Annotated in this window: 16 protein-coding genes; 6 read left to right on the forward strand and 10 right to left on the reverse strand. The window is 64.9% G+C overall.

Annotation, left to right across the window (positions count from 1 at the left end; translation table 11 throughout):
* Nucleotides 1-92 precede the first annotated feature (92 nt).
* Nucleotides 93-1589, reverse strand: a complete 1497-nt coding sequence (locus HAH_RS09960) for a hypothetical protein (protein WP_014040805.1) — start codon at nt 1587-1589, stop codon at nt 93-95.
* 206 nt (nt 1590-1795) lie between these two features.
* Here HAH_RS09960 and HAH_RS09965 point away from each other — a divergent pair, with 206 nt between their 5' ends.
* Entirely contained in the window at nt 1796-1981 is a 186-nt protein-coding gene (locus HAH_RS09965) for a hypothetical protein (protein WP_008311620.1), read from the forward strand.
* Here HAH_RS09965 and HAH_RS09970 read toward each other — a convergent pair.
* Complete coding sequence (locus HAH_RS09970) at nt 1978-3072, reverse strand: rod shape-determining protein (RefSeq protein WP_008311619.1); 1095 nt, start codon at nt 3070-3072, stop codon at nt 1978-1980. The two genes, HAH_RS09965 and HAH_RS09970, sit on opposite strands and share 4 nt — an antisense overlap.
* Nucleotides 3073-3212: 140 nt before the next feature.
* Nucleotides 3213-3698: a FlaD/FlaE family flagellar protein gene (locus HAH_RS09975; RefSeq protein WP_014040806.1), complete on the reverse strand. Its 486-nt coding sequence runs from the start codon at nt 3696-3698 to the stop codon at nt 3213-3215.
* A 170-nt stretch (nt 3699-3868) separates the two neighbouring features.
* Here HAH_RS09975 and HAH_RS09980 point away from each other — a divergent pair, with 170 nt between their 5' ends.
* Both HAH_RS09980 and HAH_RS09985 read left to right on the forward strand, forming a co-directional pair.
* Nucleotides 3869-4774: a ParA family protein gene (locus HAH_RS09980; protein ID WP_014040807.1), complete on the forward strand. Its 906-nt coding sequence runs from the start codon at nt 3869-3871 to the stop codon at nt 4772-4774.
* Nucleotides 4771-5754, forward strand: coding sequence for a chemotaxis protein CheW (locus HAH_RS09985; protein ID WP_023843341.1), 984 nt, complete (start codon nt 4771-4773; stop codon nt 5752-5754). Before HAH_RS09980 ends, HAH_RS09985 begins: the two co-directional genes overlap by 4 nt.
* 28 nt (nt 5755-5782) lie before the next feature.
* Here the strand turns inward: HAH_RS09985 and HAH_RS09990 are convergent, their stop codons facing one another.
* From HAH_RS09990 to msrA, 4 genes are all read right to left on the reverse strand, one after another.
* Nucleotides 5783-6928, reverse strand: coding sequence for an NAD(P)/FAD-dependent oxidoreductase (locus HAH_RS09990; RefSeq protein WP_014040809.1), 1146 nt, complete (start codon nt 6926-6928; stop codon nt 5783-5785).
* Between the two features lie 69 nt (nt 6929-6997).
* Nucleotides 6998-7972, reverse strand: a complete 975-nt coding sequence (gene mvaD / locus HAH_RS09995; protein WP_014040810.1) for a phosphomevalonate decarboxylase MvaD — start codon at nt 7970-7972, stop codon at nt 6998-7000.
* Between the two features lie 87 nt (nt 7973-8059).
* Nucleotides 8060-8596, reverse strand: a complete 537-nt coding sequence (locus tag HAH_RS10000; RefSeq protein WP_014040811.1) for a cob(I)yrinic acid a,c-diamide adenosyltransferase — start codon at nt 8594-8596, stop codon at nt 8060-8062.
* A gap of 100 nt (nt 8597-8696) precedes the next feature.
* Nucleotides 8697-9365 (reverse strand): peptide-methionine (S)-S-oxide reductase MsrA, encoded by a 669-nt coding sequence (gene msrA, locus HAH_RS10005; RefSeq protein WP_014040812.1) that lies wholly within the window; start codon nt 9363-9365, stop codon nt 8697-8699.
* Between the two features lie 91 nt (nt 9366-9456).
* Here msrA and HAH_RS19970 point away from each other — a divergent pair, with 91 nt between their 5' ends.
* From HAH_RS19970 to HAH_RS10015, 3 genes are all read left to right on the forward strand, one after another.
* On the forward strand, nt 9457-9627 hold the full coding sequence (locus HAH_RS19970; protein WP_004591646.1) for a DUF7838 family putative zinc beta-ribbon protein: 171 nt from the start codon (nt 9457-9459) through the stop codon (nt 9625-9627).
* 68 nt (nt 9628-9695) lie between these two features.
* Nucleotides 9696-9899 (forward strand): DUF7511 domain-containing protein, encoded by a 204-nt coding sequence (locus tag HAH_RS10010; protein WP_014040813.1) that lies wholly within the window; start codon nt 9696-9698, stop codon nt 9897-9899.
* A gap of 38 nt (nt 9900-9937) precedes the next feature.
* Nucleotides 9938-10306, forward strand: coding sequence for a response regulator (locus HAH_RS10015; RefSeq protein WP_014040814.1), 369 nt, complete (start codon nt 9938-9940; stop codon nt 10304-10306).
* Here HAH_RS10015 and HAH_RS10020 read toward each other — a convergent pair.
* From HAH_RS10020 to gcvPA, 3 genes are all read right to left on the reverse strand, one after another.
* Nucleotides 10303-13401, reverse strand: coding sequence for a PAS domain S-box protein (locus HAH_RS10020; RefSeq protein WP_014040815.1), 3099 nt, complete (start codon nt 13399-13401; stop codon nt 10303-10305). The genes HAH_RS10015 and HAH_RS10020 overlap by 4 nt on opposite strands.
* 76 nt (nt 13402-13477) lie before the next feature.
* Nucleotides 13478-14899: an aminomethyl-transferring glycine dehydrogenase subunit GcvPB gene (gene gcvPB, locus HAH_RS10025; protein WP_023843342.1), complete on the reverse strand. Its 1422-nt coding sequence runs from the start codon at nt 14897-14899 to the stop codon at nt 13478-13480.
* 82 nt (nt 14900-14981) lie between these two features.
* Nucleotides 14982-16325 (reverse strand): aminomethyl-transferring glycine dehydrogenase subunit GcvPA, encoded by a 1344-nt coding sequence (gene gcvPA, locus HAH_RS10030; RefSeq protein WP_014040817.1) that lies wholly within the window; start codon nt 16323-16325, stop codon nt 14982-14984.
* Between the last annotated feature and the right edge of the window lie 32 nt (nt 16326-16357).

The raw sequence follows: 16357 nt of genomic DNA on the forward strand, positions 1-16357 counted from the left end.
TGTGGCGATAGCGCCACCGCTACACAGTTTCGCCAGGGTGCGGACGGTCGCAGACAACGGACGGCGAGCCGAGAACGGATGGCTAGCGAGGACTACGACCCACCGTGTCCCGTCGGATCGATTTTCGGGTCGGTGCCGTCGATACCGCTCTCGATATCCGAGAGGTCAGTCGTGTCAGTCGGTGACGGCGAGGGTTCGTCGGCGGTCGTGATGTCCAGGTCCGGCGTTGTCCCAGTCTCGTCGAAGCGGTCGTCCACGTCGACGGGTTCGCCACCGAGTCTGGCCTCCGTCCGCGAGAGTCGCTGTTCCACGGCATCCAGTTCCGCTTCAAGGTGGTCGGTGGCGTCCGGATAACAATCCCTGGCGTCCGCCAGCGCGGTTTCGAACGCCGCCCGGGCCGTCTTGTACTCCTTTAACGCGGCGTCGGGCTGGCTGGCGTCGGCGTACCAGTCCCCTGCCTCCATCGCGTCCGTCGCGACCGTCCGCCGCGCGGCGACGAGGTTCTCCGCGACTGTTCCCAGTCGGTCCCGGACCTTCTCGGGGTCGCCAGCGAACCGCCGCTCGTCCGCGCCCCAGTCGAGTTCGAGAACGTCTCGGTAGGCTTCGAGCGCCTCGGCCCAGTGATCGGCGGCGACAGCGGGGTCTTCCGCCGCGACGGCCTCGTTGTCGGCCGCGACCGCAGTGCGCAACGGCGACTGTTCGAGGTCCTCGATGACGGTGTCGAGTCGGTCCCGCTCGGCACGGATGTCGGCAAGTTCGGGGACGACCGCCGTCGGGAGCGAAAAGATCTCGTCGTACTCCGCCCGCGCCGCCTCGTAGGCGTCGTACGCCGCCTCGAAATCGTTCCCCCGCCAGTGCTTCTCACCGGTGTCGACCGCCCTTCGGGCACGGCTGCGGCGGACTTCCGCGAGTGTCGCGACGTGGCGCTCCCGTACCGTCGCGACACGCCTTTCGAGCGCATTCGCGTCTCCGGGCGGCCCGAATTCGGTGGCCGTCTCGCCGGCCGCGTCGAGTCGGTCCCCGGCTTCCAGCACCGACTTCAGTGCCTGCTCGTGGTCCCCTCGGTCGCGCTGTTCGGTCGCAGTCACGAGGATCCGCTTGACCTCGTCCAGGATGTTCTCGACGCGGACCCACGCCTGTGACGCGTGCGAGAGATACGCCGTCAGGTCCACGAGTCCCTGCTTGCCACAGTGGACCTGCCACTCCGTGTCGCCACATCGCCGAAACGTGATCCGGCCGTGTCCGAGCGACCGGTCACCCGAAATCTGGTCGATATCGACGTGTGGGATGGCGAACCGCGTGTCGCCGTCGTCGTCGCCCACCAGCAACAGGAACCGCTTGTCAGTCACGATCCCGATCATCCGGTAGTTACTTCCTGGTCGCACCGTCTCACCGGACTCCGACGTGCCGATTTCGATGCCGTGCTTGCGACTGGTGAGGGCGAACTGCGCCGTCTCGTCGTCGTCGACGGCTCCCAGTGCTGGCCCATCGTGGAGATATCCGGCCGAGAGGAGTCCGCCCGAACCGGTGCCGGTGAGAACGTCGGGCGGATCTCCCTCGAGATTATCTAAGTTGATAATTTTTCCCATTACCGGGTAGAATAGGCCTTAGGACTTGATATTCACTTATCTATTCTGATATCGCCATGGTAAATTAATCTGGTTTGGGTGCATATCGTGCTGCTGTTCCTCGGTCACGGCAGCCCTGTCGACTACGCCGTGACTCCCTACCGTGCGTCAGCCGGCAGACGGCTGTCTGACTTGGCTTTAGGTATCATGTCTCCGTACTTGGCCACATGCCACGTACCCGTCTCAGCGGGGGTTCGTCTCAGGAGCGACAGGGTGGTGGTCTCTCGACCGACGCGACCCGTCTCGGAATCGACACTGACGTATTCGAACTGCTCTCGACCGATCGTGGTCACGAAATGGCACAGTCTGAGCCCAGAATCGAACGGTGGCTGAACTGCTGGCGGAACCCCTAGTTGGTCTCGACGAGACGCGCCGCGATCCGCTGTGCGCCGATGGTCGGCGCGACGTCCGGTTCGTCGGCGGCGATGACTTCGATGTCGCGGTTCAGCTCCGCACTGAGTCGCTCCTCGAACTCGTCGACGATGCCGGGGATACAGGCCATGCCGCCGGTGATGGCGATCGGCCGGTCCAGTGCTAGCTGGTACACCTTCATGTAGTCGTTCGCCAGCTCCGGCAAGAACGTGTTCGCCAGTTCGTCGACAGCATCGTCGAGGTACTCGTTGACCGCGTCCATCACCGAGCGCTCGATGGTGAACTCGTGTGAGCCGCCGCCGGGCTGCTGGATGATGTCCGTGAACGGCTCGAAATCGACGAAGTCGGCGTGTTCCTCCTTATATTCGCGGGCAGTCTGATTGTCAATGTTGACCCGGCCCTGGGTCTCCTCCTCGACGTAGTTGGCGATCATCCGGTCGACCTCGTTCCCGGTCACCGCACCCGTCGTGAACGGAGAGAGCTGTTCACCGCGGCGGTACGCGGAGGCTTCGAGGTTCGTCGACCCCATGTTGACGGCGACGAAGATCTCGTCGATGGCTTCCAGGTCGTCACCGAAGGCCGGAATGGAGCCACACAGCGACTCCGGATAGCTCTCGACGAGTTCCAGCCCGATCGAGGAGTTCTCGATGACGTTCTGCAGGTTCTCCAGCCCGGTCGGGTTGTCGATAGTCGGGATGGCGTACACGACGCCGCTGTTTGCCGGAATGTCATGCTCCTCGATTATCGCCTCGAAGAACGTCTTGGTCATCTCGGCCCGGTCGGCGTCCTCGGGGAGTCCCGACCGAAGCATGTACTCGACGCGGTCCGGATACTCGCGGGCCGCTTCCTCGCCGTAGAGGATCTTCTCCTCGCCGGTCAGGGCGTCCTCGTACGTCGCCATGCACGTCAGTGTCTTGATGATTCGGTTCTCCGTGCCGTGTTCGCCCGGCAGGGCAATGACGGTCCGGGTGCTCCCGAGTTTGACCCCGACCGGAACAGCGGCAGCGCCGTCCGACGACACACCGGCGTCCGATTCGGACCCGGTGCCGTCGTCCGCATCCTCGTCACTCATATACGGTCGTCCTTGTCGACCGCCCGATATATATCCTCTCCCTAGTATTCAGGACTGATAGCTGTCCTCTCAGGTGGCTGATACTGAAACCCCCTCGGTAGCGGGGATTCGAAGGAAAGAGCTGGTGCTGAAAACGAGCGTTACGTCATCGCAGTGAGCTTCGCGACGTAGACGAGACTCAGCATGTGGTCGTCGACGCTCAGTTCGTTGTCGTCGTTCGTCGCCGACTCGTCGATGCCGAGCAGATAGTCCGAGAGGTCGTCCTGTACGTCCTCGGTGATCCAGTCGATAGAGCGGTAGTAATCGAGCGCTTCGTCGGCCCCCTGATACCCGGAGTGCATCAGCAGGAACTCCAGCCACTCGAAGACCACGAACTCCGCGGCGTAGGTCTCGGGCAATGTTTCGAGATAGGGCTTCTCGTTGGCGTCGCCGCCGAGGAACGGCAGCAGTTCACGGTACAGCCCGGAGCGGAACGAACTCCCCGCAAGCACCTCTTCGTCGGAGTCGTCAAGCCCCATGTCGAGGCCCGTCGGGTCCGGGACGTCTTCGTCGCTCATCCCGTTCCCCCGCTGACGAGCCATCTTCCGTAACTCGTCGAGGTCGTAATCGCGCGGGTTGATGGTCATGATACTGACCCTTCAATCTACACAATCATAAATCTTGCACACCGTCAGACGGCCGTCATGCACACGCTCGCGGGTGTTTCTGTCTCGTCCGCGTTCCGTCCCCCAGTTGCGACGTTGATAATCGGGACCACATTTTTATAGTGGCTCGGAGTCGACCTGTGGATACTTGGATGATGAACCGGCAATCAGAAACCGGTCCAGCCCGCTTCTGTGTGACCAACGCGAAAGGCGGGACCGGAAAGACGACAGTTGCTATCAACGTAGCCGGTGCACTGAACGACCGCGGCCGGGACGTCCTCTTTATCGACCTCGATCCCCAGGGCAACGCCACGGAAGGCGTGGGCCTCGTCGAGGCGTACGACGCCGACCCGCCGACGCTGTTCGACGCACTGACTGGCGACCCATCGGCGCTGGGTGAGCTTATCTGCGAAGGCGAGGAGATGGACGTGATCCCCTCCAGCATCGATATGCTCCAGGCCGAGCACGAACTGACCATCGCCGACCTCATCGCCCGGGTCAACACCCAGGGCGGGGATATCGATCAGGCCGCGCTGGCCTCGTTCGCGATCAACATCACGCCGGAGATGGTCACGGGGTCACACGCGCTCGACACGCTCGACCGGGCGCTGTCGACGCTCGATGCCGAGTACGACTACGTTATCATCGACTGCCCGCCGTTCTACGGGAAGCTGACTGACACCGGCATGTACGCCGCACAGAACGTCCTCATTCCCGCACTGACTGAAGCCACCTCCGAGCGAGCCATCGAACTGCTGATGGACCAGATGGCCGCGATGGAGCGCCAGACCGACGCGTCGATCAACACGCTCGGTGTCGTCGCCAATCGGGTCGAGACCACGTCCGAGGACGAGACGATGCTCGAATGGTTCAACATGGCGTTCCCGGACAGTCCCGTCTGGGAGGTCCGCAAACGGGTGGCGCTTCAGCGGGCGTTCAGCGCCGGTCAGTCTATCTTCGCGACCGAGGAATCGTGTGACATGGCGGCTGTCTTCGAGGACATCGCCGCTGAACTCGACGAGCAGTTCGGCTTTACCGACACAGAGGTACCAGCATGAGTGACGACGAACGTATGGACAGGGCGGAGCGCATCCGGCAGATGCGCGAGGGGAACAAGGCAGAAACTACCGACGACACTGAGGAGACAAACGACGCCTCCGCGGACGGCTCCGGTGAGCAGCCCACCGACGAGGGCGAAACCGAGGAGACAGCAACCGAGGTAGCCACCACGGACTCAGCGGCCGCCAGCGATGACGCGGCTGACGAAACGGCTACTGCCGATGAACAGGCCGCCGACGACGGCGGTAGCGATACTGGCTCCGACGGCGCAACGACTGATCAGAGCGACACTGACGCGATGGCCGCCGCACAGCGAGCGGCAGAGGCCTCGGCCCAGGTAACTCCCGAGAACGTCGCCGCCGGTGGTGCCGACCAGCCGACGGACGACCTGTCGGCGTCGGCCAGCCCGATGCAGGGACCGACCGGCGTTGAGTTGCCGGACCAGGAACTCATCGAGGAGGCGATGGCGTCGGACAACACCGCCACGACCGAGGGTGGCGCTCGCGCCGCGGCTATCGACGACGACGCGACCCAGACAGAAGAACTGGTCCGGGTACTCGAGTTCGCGCTCGGTGACGAGTACTACTGTCTCGATATCGACTACGTCGAGGAGATCGTCAAGCGCGAAACGGTCACCCGCGTTCCCAACACCGAAGACTACGTCGAGGGCGTCGTCGACCTCCGCGGGCAGATTACGACGATCCTCAACCCCAAGGAGATGATGGACATCGACAGCGACGGGACTGAGAACCTCATCGTCGTCTTCGACGCAGGTGTGTTCGAGGAACAGGGCGCAATGGGCTGGATCGTCGACGAGGTCCGGCAGGTCGTGCCTGTCGCCGAATCCGAAGTGAACACCGCCCCGGTCGACGGCGAGTACATCAACGGCGTCGTCGACCGCGACGAGGAAGATGAGTTCGTCATCTGGATCGAACCCGACGACGTGCTCGGGAACGCGACCGCGGACGGCGAGGACTGACGCGCCGATCTACGGTTTTTGCGGTACTTTATTCGGGTTTCGTGTCCCTCGCATCGAGGTCCAGCTCCTCGCTGACGAGATCGACCGCGTTCTGGACGGCTCCAACTGTTCCCAGATAGCCCGCGCCGACAGTCGTCTTGAGCGCCAGCGCGGCCCGCCCGGTGAGGATAGAGGGGCCGACCTTCGCCACGGCGTCGTCGCCGACCGAAACGAGCCACCCTGGGACATTGAACTGGTACTGGGTCAGTCGGGGCTGGAACTCGCCGGAACCGCCCTGTTGCCGCTCGACGAGCGTCCCGATGTTGTCCGCGGCCACACGGGCCTCGCGGATGGCAGCCGCCGCACTCGCCGGCACGGCCTCGCCGTCGCTGTCGACGACTCGGGCGGCGTCGCCGACGGCGAACGTCGACTCGCCGAGTCGGAGGTCCGCCCGGACGACGGGGCGGTCGGCGTCGAGTGCCGGCGACCCCTCGATACCGCCGGTCCAGACGAACTGGTCCATCGCCAGGTCCGAGCCGTCTTCGAGCGCGATGGTATCAGCATCGGCCCCAGCCACGCCCGTTCCGGTCCTGACTGTCACACCAGCGTCGACCAGCGCGTCGTGGACCGCCGACTGGAACGATGCCGGGAACGACGGTGCGACGGCGTCTTCCTGTTCGAGCAGGAGGACCTCGCTGTCGCTGTCCGAGGCCATTTCGGCCAGTTCGCCGGCTACCTGCACGCCAGACAGGCCAGCGCCGCCGACGACCACCCGGTCGCCGTCACCGAGTTCGAGGAACCGCTCGCGGATATCGTGGGCGTCGGCAAGGCGCTTCAGCGGCGTCGCGTGCTCGCGTACGCCCGGAAGATCGTAGAAGGCCGTTCGTGCACCGAGACATACCGCACCCACGTCGTAGGACAGCGTCTCAGCCCCGTCCAGCGTCGCCGTCCCTTCGTCGGTCGATACGTCCGTGACTGTTGCCTGTCGGACCTCGCAGTCGAGGACAGCGTCGAGGTCGACAGTGATCTCGTCGGCCAGCGACGGCCGGCGGACGACCCGGTGGAGTTCGTGCTGGACGAGGTGTTCGGGCTCCTCGTCGACGACGACCAGCGAGACGCTATCGGGGAGAGTCTGTTCGAGCTTTCTGGCGAGCGTGAGCCCGGCGTATCCGGCTCCGAGAACGGCGACGCGCATTGTGTTCTCCGGTTAGGACGGCGTCGGGTTAACCCTGTGCTCGGGAGCGACGATTCGATCAGTGCCGGTTCAGAACAGCGCCTTGTCCTCGTCGAGAATCTGTGCGGGGCCGCCAACATCCCAGACGCGGGTGTCGACGCCGCAGTCGGCGACCGTCTCTTCGACGCGGCCGACGTACTCCTCAGTCGTATTGATGTAGACGCTCGCGCCGGTGTCGACGGAGAAGTACACCGGCACGTCCTCGGTGTTCCGGAGCTCCCGGACGGCGTTGAAAATCTCGATGGTGCGAGGCTGCCAGTACACCCAGCCGGCGGGACCGGTCATCGTCGCGGCGGCCAGCGACAGCGAGTCCTTCTCGGCGAGGTCGAAGACGGCGTCGAAATCGCCGTCGTACAGCGCGTCGCGCATGTCCGAGATCTGGCCGTGGATGTGGGCCATCCGCGACTCGAACATGTGGCTCTCGGCAGCCTCCTTGTGGGCTTCCTCGGTTTCCTTGTAGGATGGGACCATCCCGGCGACGATCCGCAGGTCGTCTTCGAGGTCCGTCTCAATGCGCTCGCTCCGACAGTCCTTGTCATTCATGCCGGTCCGCAGGTGGGAGAACGCGCCCGTCACCGCGCGAGCGGCCGAGGAGGAGCCGCGCCGGGCGACGGTCGATATTTCCGGTCGTGTCATGTCAAGGCCCGCCGCCTCAACGAGGGCCATTGCCGCGGCGGCAAAGCCCGACGAGGAGGAGCCAAAGCCGATGTTCGTCGGGAAGTTGTTCGCCGACTCGAAGCGGACGCCGTGGTCGATGTCCGCGAGGTCGCGGACGTGGTCCACGACGGCGTCGATACGCTCGGCCCCGCGGCCGGTGACCGTTTCGCCGTCGATGACGTACACGTCCTCCTCGCGGTTCGGGTCGAAGGCGGCCGTCGTCTTCGAGTGGCTCGGTGCGGTACAGACGGAGATGCTGTCGTGGTACGGCAGTCGCAGTTCCTCGTCTCGCATCCCGTGGTACTTGACCAGCCCCTGAATCGGATGTGCCTTCGCGGTCGCTTTCATACCTCACCCTTCCGGGCCGGTCACTTTGCTATTGCGAACCGCCGTCGCCGACGCGGTACTGACGGCGGCCGCGCGGGAGGTGTCGTCTCAGTACTCGGGGTTCTCCTCGCGGATGCCCTCCCGCTTGTTGACGAGGCGGGCGAGCGTGAACAGGGCGTCCGAGAGCCGGTTCAGGTAGATGATAGCCGTCTCGTTGACACCGGCCTCCTCGGCAGCAAAGGAGACGCAGCGGCGCTCTGCGCGCCGACAGACCGCGCGGGCGTGGTGGAGCTTCGCCCCCGGCTCCGATCCGGAGGGAAGGATGAACGATTCGAGCGGGTCAAGCTCCGAATCGGCCTCGTCGATGAGGTCTTCGAGCGTCTCGACGTGGGACTCCTGTATCCGTGGGTCGTCCTCGTCGGGGTCGGGGTTGGCGAAGTCGGCCTGAACGATGTGGAGGTGGTTCTGGATGACGCGGAGCTTTTCGTCGATGTCATCGTGGCCGGTCGGCCTGACGACGCCGACCAGTGCGTTCACTTCGTCGACGGTGCCGTACGCCTCGATGCGGCGGCTGTCCTTCGACACCCGCTCCATGTTCCGGAGATCAGTCTGGCCCTGGTCGCCGCGGCCGGTGTAGATAGTCATAGCTGGATCTGGCACTGCCAGCGTCTTATAGCCGTGGGCGAATCGTTGGGGCGCGCGGGCGGCCGAGCCCCGTGGCGACTGTGAACCGCTAGCTCCGTGTTCAGAGCCGGCGGCGGACCTCTGAGAGCGCAGCCGGTGAGATATCCAGTTCGGCAAACAGCGCCTCGCGCTCGGCGTCGTCCCCGTGGCCGGCAACGAAGCCGTTGAGCCGGGCGGCGACCGTCGAATCGACGAACGCATCGCCGTAGATATCTTCAAGTTCATCGGCGACCACTGGCGTCGAGCGGAGTTCGTACTTCTGGTGGTAGTCTTCCGCCAGGTAGAACTGGTCGAGGGTTTCGATGGCCGTCTCGACTGACCTACCCGTCCGCGATTCGAGTTCCTCGCGCGTCCGCTTGGCGGTTTCACGCTGCTGATCGTTATGAGCCAGCACCACGCCGCGGTACTGGCGTTTCCGAGGGGCGGAAAACGGCGTATGGTTCGCCCAGAACACGGCAAGCAGGTCCTCGTAGCGCACCGCCTCGGGGTCGTACTCGACCTGGACGACCTCGGTGTGGTCGCCCAGCGAGTAGTAACTGGGGTCCAGGTCGGTGCCGCCGGCGTAGCCGACTCGTGTCCTGACCACGCCCGGTGTCGCGCCGAAGCGGGCGTCTGGCCCCCAGAAACAGCCCATGCCGAACGTCGCCGTCTCGGTCGCCGACGGCGGCAGCGATTCAGCGTCGACGGCCAGTTCGGTCGGATGAGTCGGCTCGTACGCGCTCGGAATCATACTGGGATACAGGGGTTCGAGCGGTTTGCCCCCTTCGACGCCCCGAGTGGAACCGGGAAATTCAACTGTACCCCCGCGGAAACAACTGGATATGGGCCTCGAACTCGAACACTACTGTCCTGAATGCGAAGAGTACCGCGACTTCTGGAAGGTCGCGAGCACGACGATGCACCTGGGGACCAAGATCAAGTGGCACTGCCCGGAGTGTGACTACGGGTTCGTCCGCATCGACGGCGAAGTCGACACCGGCCAGGCGGCATAGCTCTCCGGAGCGGTATAGAGACCTCTTAGCAGCCGTTTTACACCGTCCCTGAGAGGTATCCATTACCGATGAGTCTCGACCCGGACGGTGCGGGAAACGCGACCGCCGAGCGAACGCAGGCCCCGCACGACCTGTCGATGACCGTGGTTGAGTACACCGGCGAACCGGACCGCTGTACCGTGTCACCGCGGGGGCTCTCCGGCATTGCCAAGCTATCGACGTGGATTACCGTGGACAAGGACATCGTCGTCAACCTGGATGCGATGCGGTGACCGAGAGTTTTTACCGGGGAACCACGGACCTAGAACCGATGAGTATCGAGGTCCTACTGGTAGACGAGGACGTAGACGTTCTGGACATCGTCGGGACGTTTCTGGGACAGGAAGACGAGTTCGAGATCACGACGGAAGCCGACCCAGAGGCGGCACTGGACCTGGCAACTGACGGCGATTTCGACGCCGTCGTCAGTGACTACAAGATGCCCCGGCTCGACGGGATGGAGCTATGTGCCGCGCTCCGGGAGAACGACGTCGACATCCCGTTCCTGCTGTTTACGGCCCGCGAGTACGACGACGTCGCAGATGCTGCCGCGGAACATGGCGTCACTGCCGTGGTTCAGAAGGGGACGGGCACGGAGCAGTACAGCGTGCTCGCCGACCGGATCCGCGACGCCATCTAAGTATCCAACCGAGGCAGCTCTAGCGTGACGACTGTCCCGCCGTCCCGACCGCTAGCGAAGTCGACGGTGCCGCCGTAGGTTTCGGTCACCCAAACGACCAGCCACAGGCCGAGGCCGGTCCCGTGACGGAGTTGTGTAATCGGTTCGTCGCCGGTCACGACGTCGAGTTCGTGCTGTGGAATCCCCGGGCCGTCGTCGGCGACAGTGATTGAGACGGTTCGCTGGTCGGCCGTCACGTCGACGCTAATCGACGGGTCGTCGCCGGCATGTTCGAGGCTGTTTTCGAGGAGTTCACCGAGGATTCGATGGAGCCGCCCATCACCCGCCGTAACCGACACATCCGGGAGGTCTGTTTTGATTTCACCGGCATACTCGTCGTGATACGAGGATACGGTATCCGTAACGGTTGCGGGCACGTTGACCGGGGCCGCGCCGTACTGGTCGCGGCGAACGGAACGCTCCATGTCGCGCGCCCGCTCACTCAGCGACGCCATCTCCTCCGCCTTTCGCTGAAGTCTGTGGAGAATGGCTCGCTGGTCCTCGTCGTCGATTCGCTCGTCCAGCGCGTCAGCCATCCCGAGGACGACAGTCAGGTCGTTCCGGAGGTTGTGCCGAAGGACGCGGTTGAGCAGTTTCAGCCGGCGTTCGCGCTCGCGCTGCTCAGTGATGTCGGTGTAGATACCGAACCCGCGGACGCTGTCGCCGTCCCGGCTGTACGGCACGCCCCGGAAAAGGAAGTCACGGAACCCCGTCTCGGTCATCAGTCGGAGTTCGGTCTGGAAGGGGTCGCCGTTCGCCCGTCGGTCGTCGAACTGGGGCAGTTCGTCGTGTGCAGTGTCCGGTGGTCGGAGGAGGTCGGAGAGTGGGCTGTCGACGGCTGTGTCCTCGCCGTACCCGAACACGTCGGAGAACGCGGGGTTGACCGACCTGACGACCGACTCGTCCGCGACCGTCTCCGTTTCGATGACGGCGTCTGGGAGCGTGTTGAACAGGTACGAGAACCGGTCACGCTCGTCTTTCAGCTCTGCCCGCGCCTGCTTGAGTTCGGTCAGGTCCCGGACGACGCCGACAGTGCCGCGGAACTGGTCCGCGTCGAGCAGCGAGACCTCGATTTCGGCCGGACGCGTCCCTCCGCTGGCCGTTTCCAGCGCCGCTTCGAGCTGGACCGCCCCGGTTCCGCCCGCGCGGCAGAGGTCGCCGATACGACAGGCGAACTCGTCGATAGTGTCCTGGTCGAGAACAACGCGCGGATGCTGGCCCAGAAGCGTCGCCCGCTCGTAGCCGAGCCACTCCGCGAGCGGTTCGGTGACCAGCTGGAACCGACCCTCGTCGTCGAGGACGTACATCATGTCACGGACGTTCTCGAACACTGACTCGTACCGTAACAGGCTTCGCTCACGCTCGACGCGGTCGAACGCGGCGGCTGCATTGGACGCGAGAATCTTGCCGACGGAGACGTCCGACTCGGTGAACTCGTGGCCCTGTCGCGCACCGATGCTCACGACTCCGTGGTCCCCCATCGGGAGGTACATCACCGCTGTCAGCACGTCGGAGTCGTAGTTGTCGATCCGCTCGAACTCGTCAACGATCAGCGGCTCGTCGCGCTGGAACGCGTCGCCGGGGAACCCTTCGTCGGCGTCGTACACCGGTCGTTCCGGGACCTTGTCGCTGGCTGCGACCGGTCGGAGTGTGTCCGCCTCCTCGTCGTACAGCCTGACGAGCGAGTGGTCGAACCCGAGATCCGACTCAGTCGCCTCGATGACTGTTTCGGCGACCTCCTGGGGTGTCTTGGCCTGCATGAGCGACCGAGTCGTATCAAGCAGTCCGGACAGCGCCTCGTCGCGCCGTTTCTGTTCCGTGATATCCCGGATGACGCCCGCGGTCCCGGCGAATCGCTCGTCGTCGTCGTACAGCAGCGTCATGTGGTCCTGGGCGGGGAACGAGTTCCCCGACGCCTGCTGGATCTCCAGCTCGAACGATTCCTCGTCGTCGCGGTCCCCGAATATCATCTCCTGAACGATTGATTCGGCGCGCTCGACGACGGCGTCGTTCTTGATGAACCCGGTGTAGGCGCCGAGCAGCTCCGACTCGGAGTAGCCAGTGAGGTCGGTCATTGCTTGGTTGACGAACTCGAAATACCCCTCTGAGTCGAGCGCATAGACGCCGTCGTCGACCGCTTCGATGATGTTCTCGTATCGTTCGAGTTCGTCCTCGCGGCGGCGGCGTTCGAGTTCGCGGTTCATCCATTCGGTCAGCAGTTCGAGAAACGCCTGCTCCGAGTCCGAAAACGGCTCCGGACGCGGGTCGCTGTCGGCGAAACACAGCGTCCCGTAGGTCGTCCCGTTGACGCTGAGTTCGCTCCCGATATAGCAGGACATCCCGGTTTTCTGGGCGATTGGTGGACCGCCCGCCACGTCGGTAGCGTCGGCGACCTCGTACATCTCGCCGGTCTCGATGACCCGATCACAGTAGGTGTCCGCAATCGGGGTCGTGGCCCCGGGCTCGAAGCGGGGGTGATCGCCGACCATTACCGCGATCTCGTGTGTCCCGTCCGCGATCCGGTTCAGAAAGCCAAGTGACACGCCGAGCCGCTGGCATCCGATTTCGAGGACTCGTTCGACCGTTTCGGTCTCCGTGAGCCCGTCTTCCGTTGCGAGCTGTGCTAGCTTCCGAAGCGCCGCGTTGTTCGTCCGTAGCTCGTGCTTGCGCTCGATGGGATCGGCTGGACTGTCGGCGCTCGTGTCGGTCCCTGTCAGGATGTCGCCGACCCGTGTCGCCAGGTCCACATCGCTCCGCGGGACGTACTCAGTAACGGCCAACTGCGTCGCACGGGCGGCGACCTCGCCGTCCGGTTCGGCCGTACAGAGAACGATCGGGAGGGCGTCGTATTGCTCGCGTATCGCCGCCAGCACGTCCAGACCCGTTTCGTCCCCCGGGAGCTCTTGCTCGCAGATGACGGCGGCGTAGTCGCGGTCGGCCAGCTCCGACAGCGCGTCTGCCGCGGTGGTGACTGGCGTAACTGCAACCGATGCGTCAGGTGTGGCTGTGTCCGCGTCGACAAGACCCACGTACAACAGGTGCGGCGTATCGGACATAGCGTTGCGTTGTAACTGCTATACAACGGGGTGGCATATACGCTCGGGCGGGAGTATCAATTGTCGAAACGAGCAGCTACGTGTCGTCAAGCGCTTGCCAGGAGAGCCGCGGGTTTCGGGCCGCAGTCGCCTGGTCGATGCGTTTCGCCGCCGGACGCGACGGCGCGTCGGCCAGTTCGGCGTCGGAGTCGCCGGCCACGGCGTTGAACGCGGCCGCGAGCTGGTCCAGCGAGCGTTTGGTTTCGCTCTCCGTGGGCTCGGTCATCAGCGCCTCGTCGACGATTTCGGGCCACTTCGTCGTCGGCGGGTGGACGCCGTAATCGAGCATCCGCTTGGCCGCGTCAGCAGCGTCCTGCTCGCCCGCGCTGGCGACGAACTCGTGATGGAACGGGCCAAATGGCACCTCGTACTCTATCTGCTCAGCGAGGTAGTTCGCGTTCAGCACGGCCTTCGCGCTGGCGTCTCGGAGGCCTTCGTCGCCCAATCTGGCGATGTACGCAAAGGTCTTGAGCAATACCGGCCAGTTGCCGTAGAAGCCATGCACCTTCCCGATGGAGTTGTCCGGCTCGTAGTGTTCGTAGTTGCCGCCGCGCTCTCTGACGTGTGGGTTCGGGAGGAACTGGGCCAGTTCCTCGCGGACGCCGACCGGGCCGGCCCCGGGACCGCCGCCACCGTGGGGCGTCGCGAACGTCTTGTGGACGTTGTAGTGCATCACGTCGAAGCCCATGTCGCCGGGGCGAGCGCGCCCGAGCAGGGCGTTGAGGTTCGCGCCGTCGTAGTACAGCAGGCCACCAGCGTCGTGGACGATGTCGGCGACGTGCTCGATGTCGCGCTCGAACAGCCCCAGCGTGTTGGGGTTCGTGAGCATCAGCGCGGCGGTGTCGTCGCCGACAGCCGCCTCCAGCGCTTCGATGTCGACCCGGCCGTCGTCGCCGCTCGGGAGCTCGACGACCTCGTAGCCGGCCATCGCCGCCGTCGCGAAGTTCGTCCCGTGCGCCGAGTCCGGGATGACGACCTCCGAGCGCTCGTCGCCGTTGTGCTGGTGGTAGGCCTTCGCGATCTGTATCCCGGTGAACTCGCCAGCCGCGCCGGCCGGGGGCTGTAGCGTCACCGCGTCCATCCCGCCGATGCGGCCGAGGTAATCCTGCAGGCGGTGACACAGCGCCAGCGTTCCTTGCACTGTGGAATCGGGCCGGTCCGGGTGGATGGCGGCGTCCGCCCGTGCAGCCACGTCCTCGGTGAAGGAGGGGTTGTACTTCATCGTACACGAGCCGAGCGGGAACGGCCCGCTCTCGACGCCGTAGTTCATCTGCGAGAGGCGCGTATAGTGCCGGGCCAGTTCAGGCTCGGCCGGGTCCGGCAGGGAGAGCGAGTCCCGCGTCAGGTCGTCGGGCAGCGGCGAGTCTTCGGTGTCGACCGTCTCGCTGGCTTTCTCCGAGAGCAGCGGCTCGTACCGGTCGTCGCTGTCGTCGGTCCAGCGCGCCTGGTCGTATTTCACGCGAGACACCCCCGTGTCGAGCGTGACGCTCGTGGGACGCGGTTTGTCTCACGGTGTTTCGCCGAGTAGCGCGAGGCGAGTGTCACTTCGCCACCTCCCGGAACGCCGCCACGAACTCGTCTGTGGCGTCAGCAGTGGTCTCGGTCGCACACACCTGCACTAAGTGGTCCTCGACCGCGTGGACCGCGAAGCCCTCGCTCGCGAGGTCGGCCACGATTGCGCTGGCCGGCTGGTCCGTGCGGGCGAGGAACTCCCGGAAGTGGTGGCGGCCGTGAATCGGGGCTTTCACGCCGACGATGTCGTCGAGGCGGTCAGATAGGTCACGAGCGCGGGTCACACAGTCCTCGGCGAGGTCGACCAGTCCGTCCGGGCCGAGCCACGCGGCGTGCATCGCAGTCCGAAGCGCGACCCACGCCTGATTCGTACAGATGTTGGAGGTGGCCCGCTCCTTGCGGATGTGTTGCTCCCGCGTCTGGAGCGTCAGCGTGTACGCGCGGCGGTCGGCGGCGTCTTCGCTGGCCCCGACCAGCCGGCCGGGGACCTGCCGCAGATACTCCTCGCGGGTGACGAACATTCCGAGGCCGAATCCGTAGGCGGTCCCGGTCCCCAGCGACGCGGCGTCGCCGACGACTACGTCGGCTCCGACATCGGCCGGGCGCTCCAGCAGGGACAGCGCGATGGGGTCCGAGCCGAGACAGAACAGCGCCTCGTGGTCGTGGGCCAGGTCGCCGACAACCCCGAGCCGTTCCTCGATAACGCCCCGGACCGTCGGCGACTCGGCGTACACCATCGCGGTGTCGTCGCCTATCTGGTCGGCCAGCGCCGCCACGTCGACGACGCCGTCGGTCATCGGGTATGACTCGACCGTGAGGGCCGGTCCTTCGGCGTAGTTCGACAGAACGGTGCGTTTGCCCTCCCGGAGGTGCTCGGGAACCAGAATCCGGTCGCCCGAGACCGAACGGACGCGCTGGGAGAGCGTCGCCGCCTCGCCCAGCGCCGTCGCGTCGTCGTACATCGAGCAGTTGGCGACGCCCAGTCCCGTGAGTTCGACCAGCATCGACTGGAACTCGAACAACGCTTGGAGAAAGCCCTGTGCGACCTCTGGCTGGTACTGCGTGTAGGAGGTCAGGAACTCCGAGCGGCTGGCGAGGTCGTCAACGACGCTCGGGACGTAGTGGTCGTAGTGGCCGCGGCCGAGAAACTCGGTGAGGTCGGCGTTGCGGCCCAGGAGGCCGGCGACTTCCCGGCGCGCCGCCCGCTCGCTCCGGGCGTCGATACCGAACTCGCCGTCGAAGGCGACGGACTCGGGAACGTCGAACAGCGATTCGAGGTCGTCGGCCCCGACTGCATCGAGCATCGCCGCGGTCTCTGCGGCCGTCTGCGGTGCGTACGGACTGCCTGTTGCGTGTGAGTCACTATCGCTCATTGGAGAACCACCCAGTAGCGCCGGGGTGACAT

The sequence above is a fragment of the Haloarcula hispanica ATCC 33960 genome, from assembly GCF_000223905.1.
Taxonomy (GTDB): Archaea; Halobacteriota; Halobacteria; order Halobacteriales; family Haloarculaceae; genus Haloarcula; species Haloarcula hispanica.

Excerpts from the sequence above, each read along its gene's own strand:
- HAH_RS10000 (WP_014040811.1), bottom strand. The coding sequence starts at position 8,596 with ATGACTATCTACACCGGCCGCGGCGACCAGGGCCAGACTGATCTCCGG.
- msrA (WP_014040812.1), bottom strand. The coding sequence starts at position 9,365 with ATGATTCCGAGCGCGTACGAGCCGACTCATCCGACCGAACTGGCCGTC.
- HAH_RS09970 (WP_008311619.1), bottom strand. The coding sequence starts at position 3,072 with ATGAGTGACGAGGATGCGGACGACGGCACCGGGTCCGAATCGGACGCC.
- HAH_RS10020 (WP_014040815.1), bottom strand. The coding sequence starts at position 13,401 with ATGTCCGATACGCCGCACCTGTTGTACGTGGGTCTTGTCGACGCGGAC.
- HAH_RS09980 (WP_014040807.1), top strand. The coding sequence starts at position 3,869 with ATGATGAACCGGCAATCAGAAACCGGTCCAGCCCGCTTCTGTGTGACC.
- HAH_RS10010 (WP_014040813.1), top strand. The coding sequence starts at position 9,696 with ATGAGTCTCGACCCGGACGGTGCGGGAAACGCGACCGCCGAGCGAACG.
- HAH_RS09965 (WP_008311620.1), top strand. The coding sequence starts at position 1,796 with ATGCCACGTACCCGTCTCAGCGGGGGTTCGTCTCAGGAGCGACAGGGT.
- mvaD (WP_014040810.1), bottom strand. The coding sequence starts at position 7,972 with ATGAAAGCGACCGCGAAGGCACATCCGATTCAGGGGCTGGTCAAGTAC.
- HAH_RS19970 (WP_004591646.1), top strand. The coding sequence starts at position 9,457 with ATGGGCCTCGAACTCGAACACTACTGTCCTGAATGCGAAGAGTACCGC.
- HAH_RS09985 (WP_023843341.1), top strand. The coding sequence starts at position 4,771 with ATGAGTGACGACGAACGTATGGACAGGGCGGAGCGCATCCGGCAGATG.
- HAH_RS09990 (WP_014040809.1), bottom strand. The coding sequence starts at position 6,928 with ATGCGCGTCGCCGTTCTCGGAGCCGGATACGCCGGGCTCACGCTCGCC.
- HAH_RS09960 (WP_014040805.1), bottom strand. The coding sequence starts at position 1,589 with ATGGGAAAAATTATCAACTTAGATAATCTCGAGGGAGATCCGCCCGAC.
- gcvPA (WP_014040817.1), bottom strand. The coding sequence starts at position 16,325 with ATGAGCGATAGTGACTCACACGCAACAGGCAGTCCGTACGCACCGCAG.
- HAH_RS09975 (WP_014040806.1), bottom strand. The coding sequence starts at position 3,698 with ATGACCATCAACCCGCGCGATTACGACCTCGACGAGTTACGGAAGATG.
- HAH_RS10015 (WP_014040814.1), top strand. The coding sequence starts at position 9,938 with ATGAGTATCGAGGTCCTACTGGTAGACGAGGACGTAGACGTTCTGGAC.